At 69.0% G+C, this 15,949-nt stretch carries 13 protein-coding genes; 5 read left to right on the top strand and 8 right to left on the bottom strand.

The features are described 5' to 3' along the window. The first annotated feature begins 168 nt into the window (after positions 1 to 168). Positions 169 to 555, top strand: a complete 387-nt coding sequence (locus HF577_RS01365; RefSeq protein WP_169393838.1) for a hypothetical protein — start codon at positions 169 to 171, stop codon at positions 553 to 555. A gap of 409 nt (positions 556 to 964) precedes the next feature. Here the strand turns inward: HF577_RS01365 and HF577_RS01360 are convergent, their stop codons facing one another. The 5 genes from HF577_RS01360 to HF577_RS01345 are packed head-to-tail and all read right to left on the bottom strand — an operon-like array spanning position 965 to position 6,562. Next, entirely contained in the window at positions 965 to 2,662 is a 1,698-nt protein-coding gene (locus HF577_RS01360) for a formate--tetrahydrofolate ligase (protein ID WP_169393837.1), read from the bottom strand. Next, positions 2,662 to 3,558 (bottom strand): methylenetetrahydrofolate reductase, encoded by an 897-nt coding sequence (locus HF577_RS01355; RefSeq protein ID WP_169393836.1) that lies wholly within the window; start codon positions 3,556 to 3,558, stop codon positions 2,662 to 2,664. The genes HF577_RS01360 and HF577_RS01355 overlap by 1 nt, the downstream gene beginning before the upstream one ends. Before the next feature lie 30 nt (positions 3,559 to 3,588). Then, positions 3,589 to 3,846, bottom strand: a complete 258-nt coding sequence (locus HF577_RS37280; RefSeq protein WP_211173635.1) for an electron transfer flavoprotein subunit alpha/FixB family protein — start codon at positions 3,844 to 3,846, stop codon at positions 3,589 to 3,591. Then, positions 3,843 to 4,046: a hypothetical protein gene (locus tag HF577_RS37275; RefSeq protein WP_211173634.1), complete on the bottom strand. Its 204-nt coding sequence runs from the start codon at positions 4,044 to 4,046 to the stop codon at positions 3,843 to 3,845. Before HF577_RS37275 ends, HF577_RS37280 begins: the two co-directional genes overlap by 4 nt. Positions 4,047 to 4,051: 5 nt before the next feature. Then, a complete protein-coding gene (locus HF577_RS01345) occupies positions 4,052 to 6,562 on the bottom strand; it encodes a GcvT family protein (protein ID WP_169393835.1) in 2,511 nt (836 codons plus the stop codon). 335 nt (positions 6,563 to 6,897) lie between these two features. Between HF577_RS01345 and HF577_RS01340 the strand changes: the two genes are divergently transcribed. The 4 genes from HF577_RS01340 to HF577_RS01325 all read left to right on the top strand — a co-directional run bounded on the left by HF577_RS01340 (position 6,898) and on the right by HF577_RS01325 (position 10,418). Continuing rightward, the gene (locus tag HF577_RS01340; RefSeq protein ID WP_169393834.1) at positions 6,898 to 7,668 is read left to right on the top strand and encodes an IclR family transcriptional regulator; all 771 of its coding nucleotides are present in this window, start codon (positions 6,898 to 6,900) and stop codon (positions 7,666 to 7,668) included. Positions 7,669 to 7,728: 60 nt separating this feature from the next. Continuing rightward, positions 7,729 to 8,106: a cobalamin-dependent protein gene (locus HF577_RS01335; RefSeq protein ID WP_169393833.1), complete on the top strand. Its 378-nt coding sequence runs from the start codon at positions 7,729 to 7,731 to the stop codon at positions 8,104 to 8,106. Between the two features lie 24 nt (positions 8,107 to 8,130). After that, complete coding sequence (locus HF577_RS01330) at positions 8,131 to 9,477, top strand: glycine cleavage T C-terminal barrel domain-containing protein (RefSeq protein WP_169393832.1); 1,347 nt, start codon at positions 8,131 to 8,133, stop codon at positions 9,475 to 9,477. A gap of 623 nt (positions 9,478 to 10,100) precedes the next feature. After that, complete coding sequence (locus HF577_RS01325; protein WP_169393831.1) at positions 10,101 to 10,418, top strand: hypothetical protein; 318 nt, start codon at positions 10,101 to 10,103, stop codon at positions 10,416 to 10,418. Between the two features lie 881 nt (positions 10,419 to 11,299). Here the strand turns inward: HF577_RS01325 and HF577_RS01315 are convergent. The 3 genes from HF577_RS01315 to HF577_RS01305 form a co-directional block, all read right to left on the bottom strand. Continuing rightward, on the bottom strand, positions 11,300 to 12,187 hold the full coding sequence (locus HF577_RS01315; protein WP_312858870.1) for a helix-turn-helix transcriptional regulator: 888 nt from the start codon (positions 12,185 to 12,187) through the stop codon (positions 11,300 to 11,302). Positions 12,188 to 13,003: 816 nt separating this feature from the next. Continuing rightward, on the bottom strand, positions 13,004 to 13,741 hold the full coding sequence (locus HF577_RS01310) for an amidase family protein (protein ID WP_312858869.1): 738 nt from the start codon (positions 13,739 to 13,741) through the stop codon (positions 13,004 to 13,006). A 182-nt stretch (positions 13,742 to 13,923) separates the two neighbouring features. Beyond that, a complete protein-coding gene (locus tag HF577_RS01305) occupies positions 13,924 to 14,802 on the bottom strand; it encodes an amidohydrolase family protein (protein ID WP_169393829.1) in 879 nt (292 codons plus the stop codon). Positions 14,803 to 15,949 lie beyond the last annotated feature (1,147 nt).

The raw sequence follows: 15,949 nt of genomic DNA, 5'->3' as shown, positions 1-15,949 counted from the left end.
GGTCGAGGAGGCGCTCGCCCCGAACGCGACAACGTCGACGCGCAGTCGCTGACCGTCGCTCAGTACCAGGCGGCGACGCGACACCGGCCGGCGCCGTCGGGCGGCCACACGGGCACCATCGGTCGGCTCGGCGCGGAGAACGTCCGTGTGCTCCACGGTGCGCAATGCGTGCACGCCCAGCAGCCCGTTGGCGGCCGGCAGCCGGCGCGGTACGCCACCGGTAGCAATGACGGCTCCGTCGGCAGCGAGGTTCCCGCAGAGCCCGCAAGCCTGGCGCATTCCGACGATGCCCTGGGAATGCGAGTGTGTCTGGTTCTCGGGCGGGCCGCCGTAGCTGAACAACAGCAGTGTTGGCAGATCAGTCATCGTCTGCAGTCGATGGGCCTGCACGAACTCGGGCAGCACCGCCACCCGGTCAACGTCTTGGAAGGGCGCCTGCTGCAGGAGCGCGAAATCGCGGCGGTCCTCGAACTCCGCAACCTGCTCATAGGGCTGCTGCCAGGATTCCGGCGGTGGCGGACCGCGCGACGCCACCTCCGCGGCCCGCCGAGATGATGTTTGACAGCGCCTCACGCAACTCATCACAGCGCAGGTAGATATCCGCCCCCCAGCCACACGGCGCCTCACCGGAGAGGTGTCCTTCGGCTTGTACGACGTGCCGTGCAGCAAAGAGCAAGGCATGAAGACGCTGATCATCATCCGCTACGTCCTTGTGCGGGAGTGTCAGTATGCCACCGACATCGCTGTCGCAGGTTCCACAACGTGAAACACTCGGTGGCCCGGCCGACGAACGGCCGCGGGTTAGCCCGGTCGGACGACTCGGGCCTGGTCTTCAGAACCCGTGTGTCGGTGTCCGAGTCGTTGATCCTCCTCGGCAATGACGCCTCGACAGCAGCGACTGATCGACGACCGGCTCTGGGAGCTGACCCAGCGGTCTACTCGCCGGTCTACTCGCGGAATCGGGTCAGAAGAGGTTGACGATGTTGCCCTCGGCGTCAATGTCGATCTGGTGGGCGTTCGGGTGCGCGCCGAGGCCGGGCATCGTGCGCATGTCGCCGCAGATCGGGTAGATGAAGCCTGCGCCGACCGAGGCACGCACCTCGCGCACCGGCAGGCGCCAGCCGGTGGGCGCCCCTTTGAGCGACGCGTCGGAGGACAGCGACAGGTGCGTTTTGGCGATGCAGACCGGGAGGTCGCCGAATCCGTTGTGCTCGTAGGTAGCGAGCTGGCGGGCCGCGGCGGGGTGGTAGTCGACGCCATCGGCGCCGTAGACCTTCGTGGCGATCGTCTCGATCTTCTCCTTGAGCGACGCCGAGTCCGGGTAGAGGAACCGGAAGTCCGACGACTCCTCCGCGGCCTCGGCCACAGCCTCTGCGAGCTCCCGCGCCCCGCGCCCGCCCTCGGCGAAGTGGGTGCACACGGCGACCCGCGCGCCCATCTCCGCCGCGATCTCCGCGATCGCCGCATGCTCGGACGGGTGGTCGTCCGGGAACGCGTTGATCGCCACCACCGGCGATACCCCGTGCAGCCTGATGTTCTCGATCTGCTTGCGCAGGTTGGCCCCGCCGATGTGCACCTCGTCCGGGTTCTCGGTGAGCAAGCCCTCGGGCAGCGGCCTGCCCGCGACGACATTGTGATGGCCGGAGTGCGCCTTGAGCGCGCGCACGGTCGCGACGACGACGGCGGCGTCCGGGGTGAGGCCAGAGGCCCGACACTTGATGTTGAAGAACCGCTCGGCACCCATGTCGGCGCCGAAGCCTGCCTCGGTGACGAGGAAGTCGCCCCCGTGGATCCCGATGAGGTCGGCGACCACCGACGAGTTTCCGTGCGCGATGTTGCCGAACGGGCCCGCATGCACGAGCACGGGCGTGTTCTCGAGGGTCTGCATGAGGTTGGGCTTCAGCGCATCGCGCATGATCACCGTCATCGCGCCCGCGCCGCCGATGTCCTCCGCCGTCACCGGCTTGCCGTCCTCGGTGTAGCCGACGACGATCCGGCCGAAGCGCGTCCGCATCTCCTGCAGCGACGACGCGAGCGCGAAGATCGCCATCACCTCACTGGCCGCGGTGATGTCGAACGCGGTCTGCCGGGGGATGCCATCCATCCGGCTCCCCAGCCCGACGATCACGTTGCGCAGCGCGCGGTCGTTGACGTCGAGCACCCGGCGCCAGGTGATGTTGTGCTGGTCGAGGCCGGAATCGTTGCCCTGGTAGAGGTGGTTGTCCAGGATCGCCGAGAGCAGGTTGTGCGCCGCGGTCACTGCGTGGAAGTCGCCGGTGAGGTGCAGGTTGAGGATCTCCATGGGCACAACCTGGCTGTAGCCGCCGCCCGCGGCCCCGCCCTTGATCCCGAACGTCGGACCCATCGACGGCTGGCGGATGGCCACAGTGGCCCGCCGACCGATGTGCGCCATCGCCTGGCCGAGCCCGACGGTCGTGGTGGTCTTCCCCTCACCCAGCGGCGTCGGCGTCACCGCGGAGACCACGACGTACTTGGCCCGCGGCCGGTCGGCCAGCTCGGCGATCGCCTTGAGCTTGATCTTGGCGACGTTCTCGCCGTACGCCTCGAGCAGGTGTGGCCCGATGCCCATCCCGTCGGCGATGTCACCGAGCGGCTTGAGCGATGCAGACTGGGCGATCCGGAGGTTGGGAGAGAAGGACATCAGGCGCTCCTGCTCGATCTCGGGGTGTGGCGGGTGCGCAGGCCCGTCGCCCACTCTGCGGTCGGGACCAGCGACCCGAACGGGAAGAAGTGCACGGCTTGGATGAGGCTTCCGGGATCGGCGGCCACGGCGGCCGCCACGTCCAGCAGGGTCTCGTCAGGGTGGTAGGTCGATGTGGTGGCGAGCTTGAAGAGACCGCCGGTCTGTTGGCGTAGCACCTTCAGTGAGGGGCCCACCCCGCAGGACAGGCCGAACCGCAGCAGCTCGGTCGGTGAGGTGAGCCCGGGCAGGCCGACGCGGATGGGAAGCTCGTTGCCCGCCTCGCGGATCCGCCGTTCCCACGCGATGATCGGCTCCGCGGCGAAGCAGAACTGGGTGACCAGGTGGATGTCGAGCCCGCGCTCGCGGGCGATGCTGTTCTTGGTGGCCAACGCGCGTGCCAGCTCGTCGTCGGCGACGTCCGGGTGCCCCTCGGGGTGGCCCGCGACGCCGATGCGGCGGATCCCGGCCTCCTCCAGACATCCCGAGTCGAGGATCTGGGCCGACTCGTGGAACTCCCCGACGGGGTCCACCCCGCCGGCGACGACCAGCAGGTCCGCGACACCGACGACGGCGAGGTCGGCCAACATGCGGCGCAGGGAGTCGTGGTCGGGCACCGCACGGGCCGCGAGGTGCGGCACGGGCCGCATACCGGCGTCCGCCACCCAGCGGGCGGCCGCCACCGTCTGCTGCCACCGGTTGCGCGGCAGGAACGTGAGGTACACGGCCGTGCCCGGGTCCAGGACGTCCGACAGCGGCGGCAGCTTCGACGCCTCCCGTGGCGTGACCTCCACGCTGAACGGGTGCAGCAACCCGCGAAGCGCCGCATTGACGGCCGTCACCGAGGGTGTGGTCATCGCATCCTCCCCAAGGCCTGTTTCGCCCGGTCAACCGCGCCGTCGCCGGATCTCGGCGTTGATCGCGGGCACGACCTCGGCCATGTCGCCGATGACGACGTAGGTTGCCTTGGTGACCATGGGCGCGTTCTCGTCCGTGTTGATCGTCAGGATGGTCTTGGAGCTCGAGCAGCCCGCCCAGTGCTGGATGGCGCCGCTGATCCCGCACGGGATGTAGAGCTCGGGAGAGATCCGGCTTCCGGTCTGCCCGATCTGCTCGTGGTGGGGGCGCCAGCCCAGACTGGTCATGCGTCGCTCCGCAGCGACAGCACGGTCGCGGTGCCGCCGTCGGCCGAGGCGACTCGTACCGCCAGCTCGACGGCGCAGTTCTCGTGGGCGCTGACGGTGCACCCGACGAACCGGGCGTCGACGGCCTGCTCGTCGGCCGTCAGCAGCACCTCGCCCAGGGTGTCGGGCACCCGTTTGATGCAGACCAGCACGTTCGTCATGACAGTCAGCCCCTGATCCGCTCGTTGGCCGGGTCGAACAGCGGCGTGGCGTCGTTCGCCCGGACGGTCACCGGGTAGAGCTCCTCCATGTAGGAGACGGCGAGCGCGTTGCCCACCACCGCCTGGTCCGGCGGCAGGTAGGCCATCAGCAGGTGCTTGCCCAGCGACGGGGCCGATCCGGCCGAGGTGACATACGGGTGGTGGCCGTGGCCGTCGATGAGTACGTCGCCGTCGCGGGTGAGGATCGGCTCGCCGCCGAGCATGTACCGCCTGCCGCCGCCCGCGGAGGTGTGGTCGTCCACGGTGAGCGTGCACAGCACCGCCGCCGGCTCGGCGGCCCGTTGCGCGAGGTAGGGCTCGCGCCCGACGAAGTCCGCGTTCTTGACCTTCGGCCGGGCCGTCCCCGCCTCGACGATCGTCCGCTCGCCGTCGAGCTCGAACCCGAAGGCCCGGTACCCCTTCTCGAGCCTGCCTGTGGTGCCGTAGACGCCGATGCCGACCGGGACGACCCCGTCGGACCTCCCCGCCTCGTGCAGGAGGTCCCACACCCGCGCGCCCTGCTCCATCGGGACGTAGAGCTCCCAGCCCAGCTCGCCGACGTACGAGATCCGCGAGGCGAGCACCCCGATGCTGCCGAGCTCGATGCCCCGGCAGGTGAGGAACGGGAAGCCGGTGTGGCTGATGTCGTCGTCGGTGAGGCGGCCGAGGATGTCACGGGCCTTCGGGCCCCAGAGCCCGATCGTGGTGAACGCCGAGGTCTGGTCCACGACCTGGGCGCCGGCTGGCAGATGGTCGACGAACCACTTCATGTCGGCCATGCCGTGCAGGCCGCCGGTGACCACGCGGTAGCGGTCGTGCGCGAGACGCATCACCGTGAGGTCCGACCGGAACCCGCCCTTGGCGTCGAGCACCGGGGTGTAGATCACGCGGCCCTCTGCCACGTCGGCCTGGGCCACGACCGTCCCCTGCACCGCCTGAGCGGCGGCGGGCCCGACGACGTCGAAGATGGCGAAGGCTGACAGGTCCACAACCCCGGCGCGCTCGCGCATCGCGAGGTGCTCGGCGTTGATGATCGGCGACCACCAGCGCGAGTCCCACTCGTGCTCTCTCGGCATGACGGCGTCGCCGTACTCGCCGAGCAGTAGCTCGTTGGACGCGTACCACATCGGCCGTTCCCAGCCGGCGGTCTCGAAGAACACCGCACCCGCCTCGCGCTCGGCGGCGTGCATCGGGGCCAGCCGCTTGCCGCGCTCGTGCGCCCACTGCTCGGACGGGTGCACGATGCCGTAGGTCTTGTTGAAGCTCTCGTTCGTCCGCGAACGCACGTGCGCGCGGGTGCGCTGATGCGGATAGAAGCGCGCGATGTCCGAGTGGTGCACGTCGATCTCGGAGTGCCCGTGGGTCATCCACTCCGCGACCGCGCGCCCGACGCCGGGGCCCTCCTTGATCCACACCGCCGCAGCCGACCAGAGGCCCTTGACCTCCGGCGTCTCACCCAGCATCGGGGCGCCGTCGGGGGTCAGCGAGAGCAGGCCGTTGATGGCGTAGTGGATCTCGGCGCCCTCGGCGCCCAGCGCGTCCGGCATCAGCTCGAGCGCCTGCTCCAGCTGCGGGTCGAAGTCGCTGGCCGTGAACGGCAGCTCGGTCGGGGAGAGCCTCGCCTGCTCGATGGACGGGATGTCCTGCGGGTCGTGCAGTATCGGTCGGTGGGCGTAGGAGCCGACCTCCATGTCGGCACCGTGCTGGCGCTCATAGCAGAACGTGTCCATATCCCGGACGATCGGGAACGAGATCTCACCCGGACGCTCGGTGAGCTGCGGGATGGGCCCCACCGAGATCATCTGGTGCACGGCGGGGGTAAGCGGGATCGCCGCGCCCGCCATCCCCGCGAGCTTCGGGCTCCACACCCCACAGGCGATCACCACGATCTCGGCCTCGATGTCGCCGCCCGTCGTGCACACCCGCCGGATGCGCCCCTGCTCCACATCCATGCCGAGCACCTCGACGGTCGAGACGACCGTGAGCGCGCCCAGTGCCATCGCGGACTCGCGCATCAGCGTGCCCGCCCGCAGCGAGTCGACCACGCCGACCGACGGCGTCCAGAAGGCGCCGAGGATCCGGTCCTTGTCCAGGAACGGGATGCGCGCCACGACGTGGTCCGGTGTCACCAACTCGGTCTCGATCCCCCACGCCCGCGCCGACGACATGCGCCGACGCAGCTCCTCCATCCGCTCCTCGGTGCGGGCGACCTCGTAGCCGCCGGACTCGGTGAACACGCCCAGCTCCTTGTACTGGCGCATCGAGTCCAGCGTGAGGTCGGCCAGCTCACGGGAGTGGTCGACGGGGAAGATGAAGTTCGACGCGTGGCCGGTGGAACCGCCTGGATTGGGCAGCGGGCCCTTGTCGATCTGGACGATGTCCCGCCAGCCGAGCCGCGCGAGATGGTGCACCAGGCTGTTGCCGACGATGCCTGCGCCGATCACCACCACCCGTGCACCGGCCGGGGTGCTGACCATGCACCTCTCCCTCCCGTGTGACGGGACGCCGACGCGTAGCGGCCCGTGTGACGTCCTCGTCTCGATCGAGGCCTAGGACGAACCGGCGACCGCACCGGACCACGTCGGCCTCGACCTGCTGCCCGGGCTGCCCGAACAGCCCCGGCGTCGCGCGCCGAGCCGACCCCCGCGTCGATCTCCCGGACCAGCCGCCGCCCCCGTCGAGGGTCGGCCGCGGGCCATGACTGTGCGGAACATGCGCGCTCCTCCCCTCTTGACGTGGTCCTCGACCGGCGTCACCCTAACCTCAATTGACGGAACACTGGTTCCATGTTATGGAACATTGGGGTGGAACCATGTCGACGCAGATGGGAAGCCAGGCCGTCGAGCGCGCGAGCGCTCTGCTCAGCCTCATCGTGGAGTCCGGAGCGCCCCGCACCTTCAGCTCACTGGTCGATGAGCTCGGGTTGGCGAAGTCCACCACCTCGCGGCTGTTGCAGGCCCTCGAGCGCAGTCGGTTGGTGCATCGCGACCGGACCGGGGCGTTCCGGCCGGGTGTGCTGTTCTTGGTGCACGCCGCCCGGCCCAGCGCGCTGCACGATCTCTCCGAGCTCGCGCGGCCGACCATGGAACGCCTGTCCGAGCTCTCCCGGGAGACGGTGAACCTCGCGGTACCCCGCGGCAACCAGGTCGTGCAGATCGATCAGGTCGACAGCCGGTACCTGATCGGGGCCACGAGCTGGGTCGGCGTCGACGTGCCCGCGCACTGCACGGCGCTGGGCAAGGTGCTCTACGCCTACGGCGCGCTGCAGCTCCCGCCGGGCGACCTGGAGTGCCGCACGCCACACTCGCCCGTCGACCGCCGTCAGTTCGACCATGCCCTGGTCGAGGTGCGGCGCCGCGGCTGGGCGGCCGCGCTCGACGAACTGGAGCTCGGCCTGGCAGCGGTCGGCGCCCCGGTGCGCGCCGTCGACGGCACCGTCATCGCGGCCGTATCGGTCTCCGGGCCCACGAGCCGCGTCAACGACTTCGGCATCCCCAAGCTCGGCGATCTGCTGGTGGCCGAGCTCCGCGGCCTGTCGGCGTTGCTGGGCCATCACCCCGCTCGGAAGGAAGGCGTGGCGTGAACCGCGACGACATCCTGCGGAGCTCTCCGACGAGAGCCTGGTCGGCAACGCGCCCTCCGCGTGCTCGAACCGACCCGCGAGGGCCTCGGCGCGGGTCCGGCGCCCCGGACGACGCTGTTCGACGCGCTGATCCCGTCGCTGGAGCAGGTCGGCGCCGCGGTGAGCGCGGGGTTTTTCGTGATCGATCTCGCCGTGCAGGTATCGCCGGAGAAGGTGGTCGAGAAGATCCTCGAGCACGAGCCCGACATCGTCGGCTTCTCCGCGTTCATGCCGATGTTCGAGGCCGACATCAACGTGCTGCAGAAGGCGGGCCTGCGCGATCAGGTGATCGCATGGTCGCGGCCGACGCCGCGGTCGGATGTGGCGTGTTCCATGATGTGGAACTCATTGACCACTTTACGGAATCGGAGTAGCTTCCGCGCCGCGGAAATCCGCTGATGCACGAGTGATGGAGCCGCAGAGATGTCGAACGACGCTGCCTTCGCTGTGGATGCTGCCGTTTCGGCGCATCCCAACCACCCTTCGGTCGACCAGTCGGACCGCAAGGTCCCGATCAACCTCCGTCAGACAGGCCCGACCCCGGTCGAACTGCTGATCTCCACCCGGATCCGCAAGTCGCCCTACTGGCACCTGTCCATGGCCGCGGGCTGCTGGCGGGCCGAGGTGTACAACCGGGTCTACCACCCGCGCGGCTACGTCAAGCCCGACGACGGCGGGGCCATGGTCGAGTACGACGCTCTGGTCAACCACGTCACCATGTGGAACGTCGCGGTCGAACGACAGATCCAGGTCAAGGGCCCGGACGCGGCGGCGTTCGTCAACTTCGTGATCACCCGCGACGCCACCAAGATCCCAGTGATGCGCGCTCGTTACGTGATCCTGTGCAACGAGGCGGGCGGCATCCTCAACGACCCGGTGCTGCTGCGGGTCGCCGAAGACGAGTATTGGTTCAGCTTGTCCGACTCGGATCTTCAGCTGTGGCTGCAGGGCGTGAACGTGGGTAAGCGGTTCGACGTGCGGATCGCCGAGATCGACGTGGCGCCGGTCCAGATCCAAGGGCCCAAGTCGCTAGATGTGATGGTCGACCTGTTCGGACCCGAGCTGGCCGATCTGCCCTCCTACGGGCTGATGGAAGCCACCGTGGCCGGCCACCCGGTGATCATCTCCCAGACCGGGTTCACCGGGGAGAAGGGCTATGAGATCTACCTGCGCGACGCCACGCTGCACGCCGAGGACATGTGGAACGCCGTCCTGGAGGCCGGCAAGGCGCACAACCTGCAGGTGATCGCGCCTGCCCACCACCGCCGGGTGGCCGCGGGCATCCTGTCCTGGGGCCAGGACATGGACAACGAGACCCTGCCGTTCCAGGTCAATCTCGGCTACCAGGTGCCGCGAACGAAGGAGGCCGACTACATCGGCAAGGCAGCGCTGGAGCGTGCCCGGCAGCAGATCGAGGCGGGCAACCCGCCGTTCCAGCTGGTCATGGCTGGGTTGCGGCTGGGCGGCAGACCGATCGACGAGTACGCCCCGGACTTCTGGCTGATCCGCGAGACCCTGGACGGCGAGCCGGTCGGCTTCCTGACCTCGCCGTGGTGGTCGCCCGAGTTGGAGACGAACATCGCCCTCGGCTACGTGCCGGTCAGACTGTCCGCCATCGACACCAAGCTATTGGTCAGCCTGCCCGATCGGTTCGCCGAAATTCCCGGCGTGCCTGTCGACGCCACCGTGGTCGAGGTGCCGTTCCGGCCCTCGCTCAACCCGAATCAGCGTGAACTGCTGAAGAAGCGCGGGCTCGACGCCGCACTCTGAGCCACCGACGGGGGTCGGCGCGCCGCGCCGACGGCGCCAGGTCGAGGACTGCATACCGGCGACCTCCGCTCCTCGGACCCGACCGGCCTGCCTGCTCGGCCCGGATCGCGGCCGGGTCATCGCCGAGGCGGCGCGCCGGGTTCTGCCTGCAAGTCACCCCGAGGACTTGACCGCGGCGGGAGTGGAGATGCGTGGGCAATGGTCTGGCGACCGGCTCGGTAGCGGCCCGGGCTCATCCCGATGATGGTGGTGGTGAACGCCGCGATGAAACTGCTGGGGTTGGCCCACCCGCAGGCGGAGACGGTTCGGATGGTGTCGTGGCCCTGCGCGCAGCACCAGCCGCGGACTCGGGGTCGTTCATGACAGCCGGTGGAGTCCACCGAGATCTGGGTGGGGGACGAGGAGGACCTCGCCGGAAGCAAAGGGCTCAGCCTCGCCGGCGTGGACGCCCCCATGCCTAGGGTGTTCGAGTCTGTTCGGCCGTACCTCGAGCGGGTCCTCGCATGACCACAAAATTCGCTGAGCCGTGACGGCTTCCCGTGGGACTATCGCATCGATCAAGCACCGCACTGTGCTGCGCCCCTGATTCCCCACGCCCACCGCCTGAGCTGGAGGAAGACCTCATGATGGCAGCCATTCCGCTCCGACTCGACGCCACCCGCACCTTCCACGAGGCGATCGGTGCCGAGGTCGGCGCCGGGTCACAGGTTGCCAGCAAGGGCTTCGTCACCTTCGGCTCGACTTTTGGCGGCACGACGTGGTCGCGGGTCACAGCACTCTCCAACACCGGCGCCGTGCTGGCCACGTGGACGGACGTCCGCACCAACAACAACACCTCAGCCGACCGCGAGCTACCTGCCGGCACCCGCAGTGTCACCGTCGAGGGGCAGAGCGACAACGACGGCACCCGCCCCTGGGCGTCGGTCTGGTGCATTCGCTGAACCCGACCTTGCCCACACCTCGCGGCCTCGTGGACGGCAGTGCACTCCGGCTGCCGTCGGCGAGCGTGAGGCCCGCCGCCAAGATCATCGAACACGCGACGAAAGATCGTCTACACAGCCGTTTCCGCAGGCGAAAATGCTGATGGTCGGCTCCCCCGACGAAAGGGAACCGCCCATCATGCCGTCGGGACGACAGGATTTGAACCTGCGACCCCTTGACCCCCAGGACGTGCGGGTAGCCGTTTACGCACGTCAAGGCGTGCATCGTGAGCGCCGGAGTCCCTTCCAGCGGCTCGCGAGCAGGCGACCGTACGGCGTGTGGTCCCCCATGCAGATCAAAGACATCCAGGGCCAAGGTGTTCCCGCCCAGATAGCGGTTTGTCGTTGTCTCACCCCAAGACAACGGCCATGCCCGAACGGATGGCCGTCGCCGGCGTCTGGCCACGTACCCCAGCTCGGCGAGGGCGTCGGCCCGCTGGCGCTGGACGTCGTCGATCCCCGGCCCCTCGGGCCCGAGCAGGACCGCGGGCCGGCGGTCGACACCGGCGGGGAGCGCGAGGTGCCCGATCATCGTCAGGCCATCGGCCGGGTACTCGACCGTACGCGTCGTGACCGTCGTCATGAGGCCCGACGGTAGTGATCGTCGAGCCCGGCCGGGCCCGCGGACCTGCCCGAGAACGATCGCTATCACCTCGACGAGCTGCTGGCCGTTTGCCCGCACCTGACGGTCCTCACCGAGCAGGTCCGCTTGACCTACTCCGGCAGCGAATCCTGCTCAGCTGACCACTGGCACCACCTCTTCTGCGCCAGAGCCGATCTTCTTACAGTCCTGCCTGCCACCGGTATCGACAGTAGGGACGACGAGTTGTACCGCCGGTCCATCAGGGCTTCCCTCGAGCGTCCGATGTGGGGGCTTGCGGGCGGGATTCCTCGCCGACCAGGCGCCGCAGGCGTTGCGGAGAGTCGGTGGCGAGCACCGGCGTGTAGATCACCAGGCGCAAATTCGGATGATCCGATGGCGCCAGACGGTAGTGCTCCAGATGAAGGTCACCGACGACCGGGTGTCGGAAGAGCCGTTCCCGCGAGGCGAACCCCTCGATGTCGTGGCTCTCCCAGGCCGCGCGAAACGCCGCACTGGCCTGCAGAAGCCGCTGCACCAGACGGGAGAACGACGGATGGCCCAGCCGAGGTCCGGCCTCGGCCCGGAACTGGGCAACGTGACGGCGACTCATGAACCCCCAGTCCGGCATCAACTCGCGCAGGTACGGATCAGTAAAGATCAACCACAGCAAATTTCGGTCCGCCGCCGGAACTCGCGCCAGGTCCCGATACAAGGCCGTATAGGCCGCGTTCCAACCCCATATCGCCCAGTCCGGGGCGATCGCATAGGCCGGGAACCCATCGAGTGACTCAAGCAACCGCTGCACGTGTGGCGGGGCAGCCTCAGCGCTCGGCTCGGGGATCGGCTGGGGGGCGGAGTACCCGGCCAGCGACAGGATGTAGCCGTGCTCGGCGGGCGACAGGCGCAGGGTCCGGGCCAGCGCGTCCAGCACCTGCCGGGACGGCTTGATCTGACGGCCCTGCTCCAGCCACGTGTACCAGGTGACACTCACCCCAGAGAGGCAGGAAACCTCCTCACGGCGCACCCGGGAAACACCCCTCCCCAAGACCGGGGGCAGACCCAGATCAGCGCGCACCAGTTGCCGACGCCGCGCCTTGAGAAACTCACCCAACTCCTGACGACGGAACCCGCTCTGGGACGAGATCACGCTCGACGACCGGCACACTCGTACCCGATCCACAAGCCGGCGCAATTCTCCGCGAGCCCGGCCGCCCCTGCCACTCTGCTCGTTACCCGCCGCGATCGGGAGAGTTCCAGATCCACGTCGAACGGGTCGTCACTCCAGTGCATCATCGTGGTCCTTACGAAGTGTCGATAGTCAGCGAGTAGACGTCCAACCAGACCGCGCGGAGGCACGAACAGATGCGGGATCACACTCCTCGGAAGGAGGTTCCCTCCTGGTCAGACGAGGAAGAAAATCGTTTCACCGCTGCTCTGCAGCGTGATGTCCAACCGGCAGCGGGTGATCGGGCCGCTCAGTTCCGGGGCGAGCAGGGTGCGGTTCCGGCCTTGCGACCCCCTCGCCGACAACACCCGGGTATGCCCGCTCACCGCCGTCGAGCGCGGCGCGGGGAATGGCCGCACTCGCCCGCCATCGGACCGCCCAAGCCGTTCGGCTGTGGTCGATACCCGACCATGCCTCGCGCGCACGGTGCCCCGCTCGGCCCGAGATCTCCGTCGTCCCTTGTCTGTGATCATCCAGCGGCAGGCGGCGGCGCCCTGTCGCGCTCCAGCGCGTCCTCAGTCAGGGTTGCGGCGACGCCACGCGCCGCGATGACCGCCTGCTCCGCGGCCAGGATTGCCATGCAGTGCTCTCCGAAGAACCAAGCTGTTCCAGCGAGGACGGGCCGTACGAGCCGAGGCCGGCATACAACGACACGCGCGACATCAGGACCGGCCTTGAATGCGTCGGTCGCAGCGTCCCGGCCGCGGCGGCTGCAGACGGGCTCTCGGAAGGCGTCATTCAGACGCATGCGACCGGTGCCGGGAAGCCCCCGACGGCCTGCTCGAACGTGTGGGCCACACGCAGCACGGTGGCGTCGTCAAAGTGCCCGCCGATGATCATCATTCCGGTCGGCAGACCATTCACCAGGCCAGCGGGCACACTGCACGCAGGGTGGCCCGTCACGTCCAGGGGACAGGTGTTGGTCACCGGCTCGAAGGCGCGGGCGATCACCTCCTCGCGCGGGGCGTCGGCGGCCGGGATGATCGATGCCTGCATCGGCGTGGTCGGCATGATCAGCACGTCGTAGCGGTCGAGTGCCTCGTCGTAGGCTGCCCGCAGCCGGGGCGCCAGGTTGCGGGCCATGGCGTAGTGCGTGCCGTGATGGCGGTCGAGCGTGTAGCAGCCGGCAAGCAGCATCAACTTGACGGTCTCGGAGAACTGGCTGCCGTCCTCGCGCCACTTGGCGCCGTAGAACTCCATGAGCTGCGGGTCGTAGAGGCCGTGCTGGCTCAGGCCGTAACCGTTGCCGTCCACCATCTGCGCGGCGCCGCCCGCGACGTTGATGATCATCCACAGGTTCTTGCCGTGCAGGTGCCAGGGGATGGAGACGTCCTCGGCGGTGAGCCCCGCGTCGCGCAGGATCTCGACGGCGGCACGGACGGCGTCGTCGACGGCCGGGTCGGAGTCGGGGTGGCCGAAGCCCTCGCTGACCACGCCGATGCGCAGGCCGTCGGTCGGGCGGTCCAGCTCGCCCACATAGTCCTCGACGGCGAGGTCGTGCGGTTCTCGCCCGCGCGTCCAGGGCCCGACCCAGGGCCAGCAGGTAGCCGGAGGCTCGGTCCGGGCAGCGGCGCTCACGAGCTCATACCCGCACGGCCTCGCGGGGCCCGACTCGGCCGGCACGCGCGGTCGCAGGGCGACCATCGGCCGACCCGCATTCAGTTCGCCGCCCGGAGCTCGTCCGATCGCCATCGCGCTCCGCCAGCCCAGGACCGAGGAGCCCGGACACAGTGGCTCGCCGTCACGCGCTGCGCCAGGCCTCGAGCGAGGACCTGCCGGGCCATGCCGACGATGTCCAGGCTCGCATCGGGCCCGCCGACATCGGTCTGCTCGTCGGCGTGCAGGTCCACAGGCAGACCGTGGCGTTCCGCCACGTCGAGCATGCGGCCGATCTCGCGGCGCGGGTTGGGCGCGAGATGCGGGCACCCACCGACGATGTCGATCCCCCGCGCCAGCGCCTCGGCGATCACGGCGTCGGGCACCTCGCTGCCGGCCAGCAGGCAGACCTGCAGGGTGACCCGGCCACGGAGCCGCTCGCGCAGCGCAACCAGGGCGTCGATGCCGCGAAGCCGGTCGCCGTCGGGCAGGACGTCGACGTGCGTGCGGACGGCGGTGATTCCCCGCGCGACGTACCGGTGCACGGCGGCGAGCGCCCTCGTGGAGATGTCCGCACCGTCGATTCCGGGGACCACCGCCCGCCACTGCCCGATCGCGGCGACCAGGTCGTTGCCCGCGCCGGGATCGGTGCGGGGAGCGGTGAGGGCCTTGTCGAGGTGGGCGTGCGGTTCACAGGCCGCAGGCAGGACACGCCACCCGGAGGCGTCGAGGTCGGAACCCAGCACGTCGCCACCGGGCCGCTGATCCGGTACGGACAGCACGCCGGGCTCGTGCGCCACCACGGCCTCGATCACCCCGTCTGCGACCAGCAGGTCGGCCACGGTGCCGTCGAGCAGACGCACCCCGCGGAGGGCACGCACGACGGTTCCGGCGAGGTGCGGGACGGCCTCGGGGAGACAGACGGGCTGCGTGCTCCTCACGGGTACGGCTGACCTCCATGCATTCCAACGAGCGCACTGCCGAGCGATGCAGCTCGGACACAGCAGATACAGGGAACGGGTGGCAGCTCACGGGTAGACGGCGAAGTTAAGTCGTACCCGGGGCAAACACGCGGCTCAACGCAAATGTTAGGAAAATCCGGCGCCGGATGCGGGATCGGGAGATTAGTCATCAATGCTCGGCAAGCCGCTCCCACCCGGGGACCAGCGAACCAGGTTCACACAAATAACATATCTACAGGGTGCACTAGCCGCTGTCGCCGTGGTCGTGGCCCTCGTCACGGAAATGCTGGCGGTTGGCGCCGATGCGCGTGATCACATGAAGTAGCGCCGGCCAGGTGGCGGAGGCTCGGTCCGGGCAGCGGCGCTCACGAGCTCATACCCGCACGGCCTCGCGGGGCCCGACTCGGCCGGCACGCGCGGTCGCAGGGCGACCATCGGCCGACCCGCATTCAGTTCGCCGCCCGGAGCTCGTCCGATCGCCATCGCGCTCCGCCAGCCCAGGACCGAGGAGGTGCGATCCCTGTCGAGCTGCTTGATCAACAGGCCACCCGGGCGGCTCCCCCGGAGCATCCCTCCAGCAGCTCGAGCTGGTGCTGCATCACACAGGCGCTCCAGCTGGCCGGTACCCCAGCCGAGAAGCCGATGATCCCCGGCGAATACAGACCCGAATGCCAACTTCTGCGGTTCGTCACCCTGCTAGTAGGACTATGACGATTGACGCTGTCTTTGCCATCGGGAATTCACCGGGCATCCTGGGTGCATGGCAGGACCGAGCCCCTTCGATGGTGATGTTTTTCCAGCGGTCGCGATCACTGGCCGCGCTGGTGCCAACCACGGCCGTGTCCGTGAGGGCGATACACCCGCTTGCAGGGGTGGCGACGCATCGATCCTGTATTTCACAGCTGGAGGCACCCGGCCTCCCCCGCTGCTGGCTCGCCCGGTCGACACGAGCACACGAGAAACCAGCGTGGGAAGTTCTGGGAGCAAGGCCGACCACTCGTCCCGCCGGACGGCACCGCGCTCTGCTGCGCCGCCTCGGCGGTGTGCCGTGAAGAGTTACGCGGCCCGACCAAGGCTCGCGTGGAGGGTGGCGCGCTGGTAGAGGTTCGCTTGGGCCGCCGTCGCA

The organism is Pseudonocardia xinjiangensis, assembly GCF_012911925.1.
GTDB lineage: Bacteria > Actinomycetota > Actinomycetes > Mycobacteriales > Pseudonocardiaceae > Pseudonocardia > Pseudonocardia xinjiangensis.
Note: the sequence above shows the minus strand (reverse complement) of the source record. Positions and strands in the feature narration are given on the sequence as shown.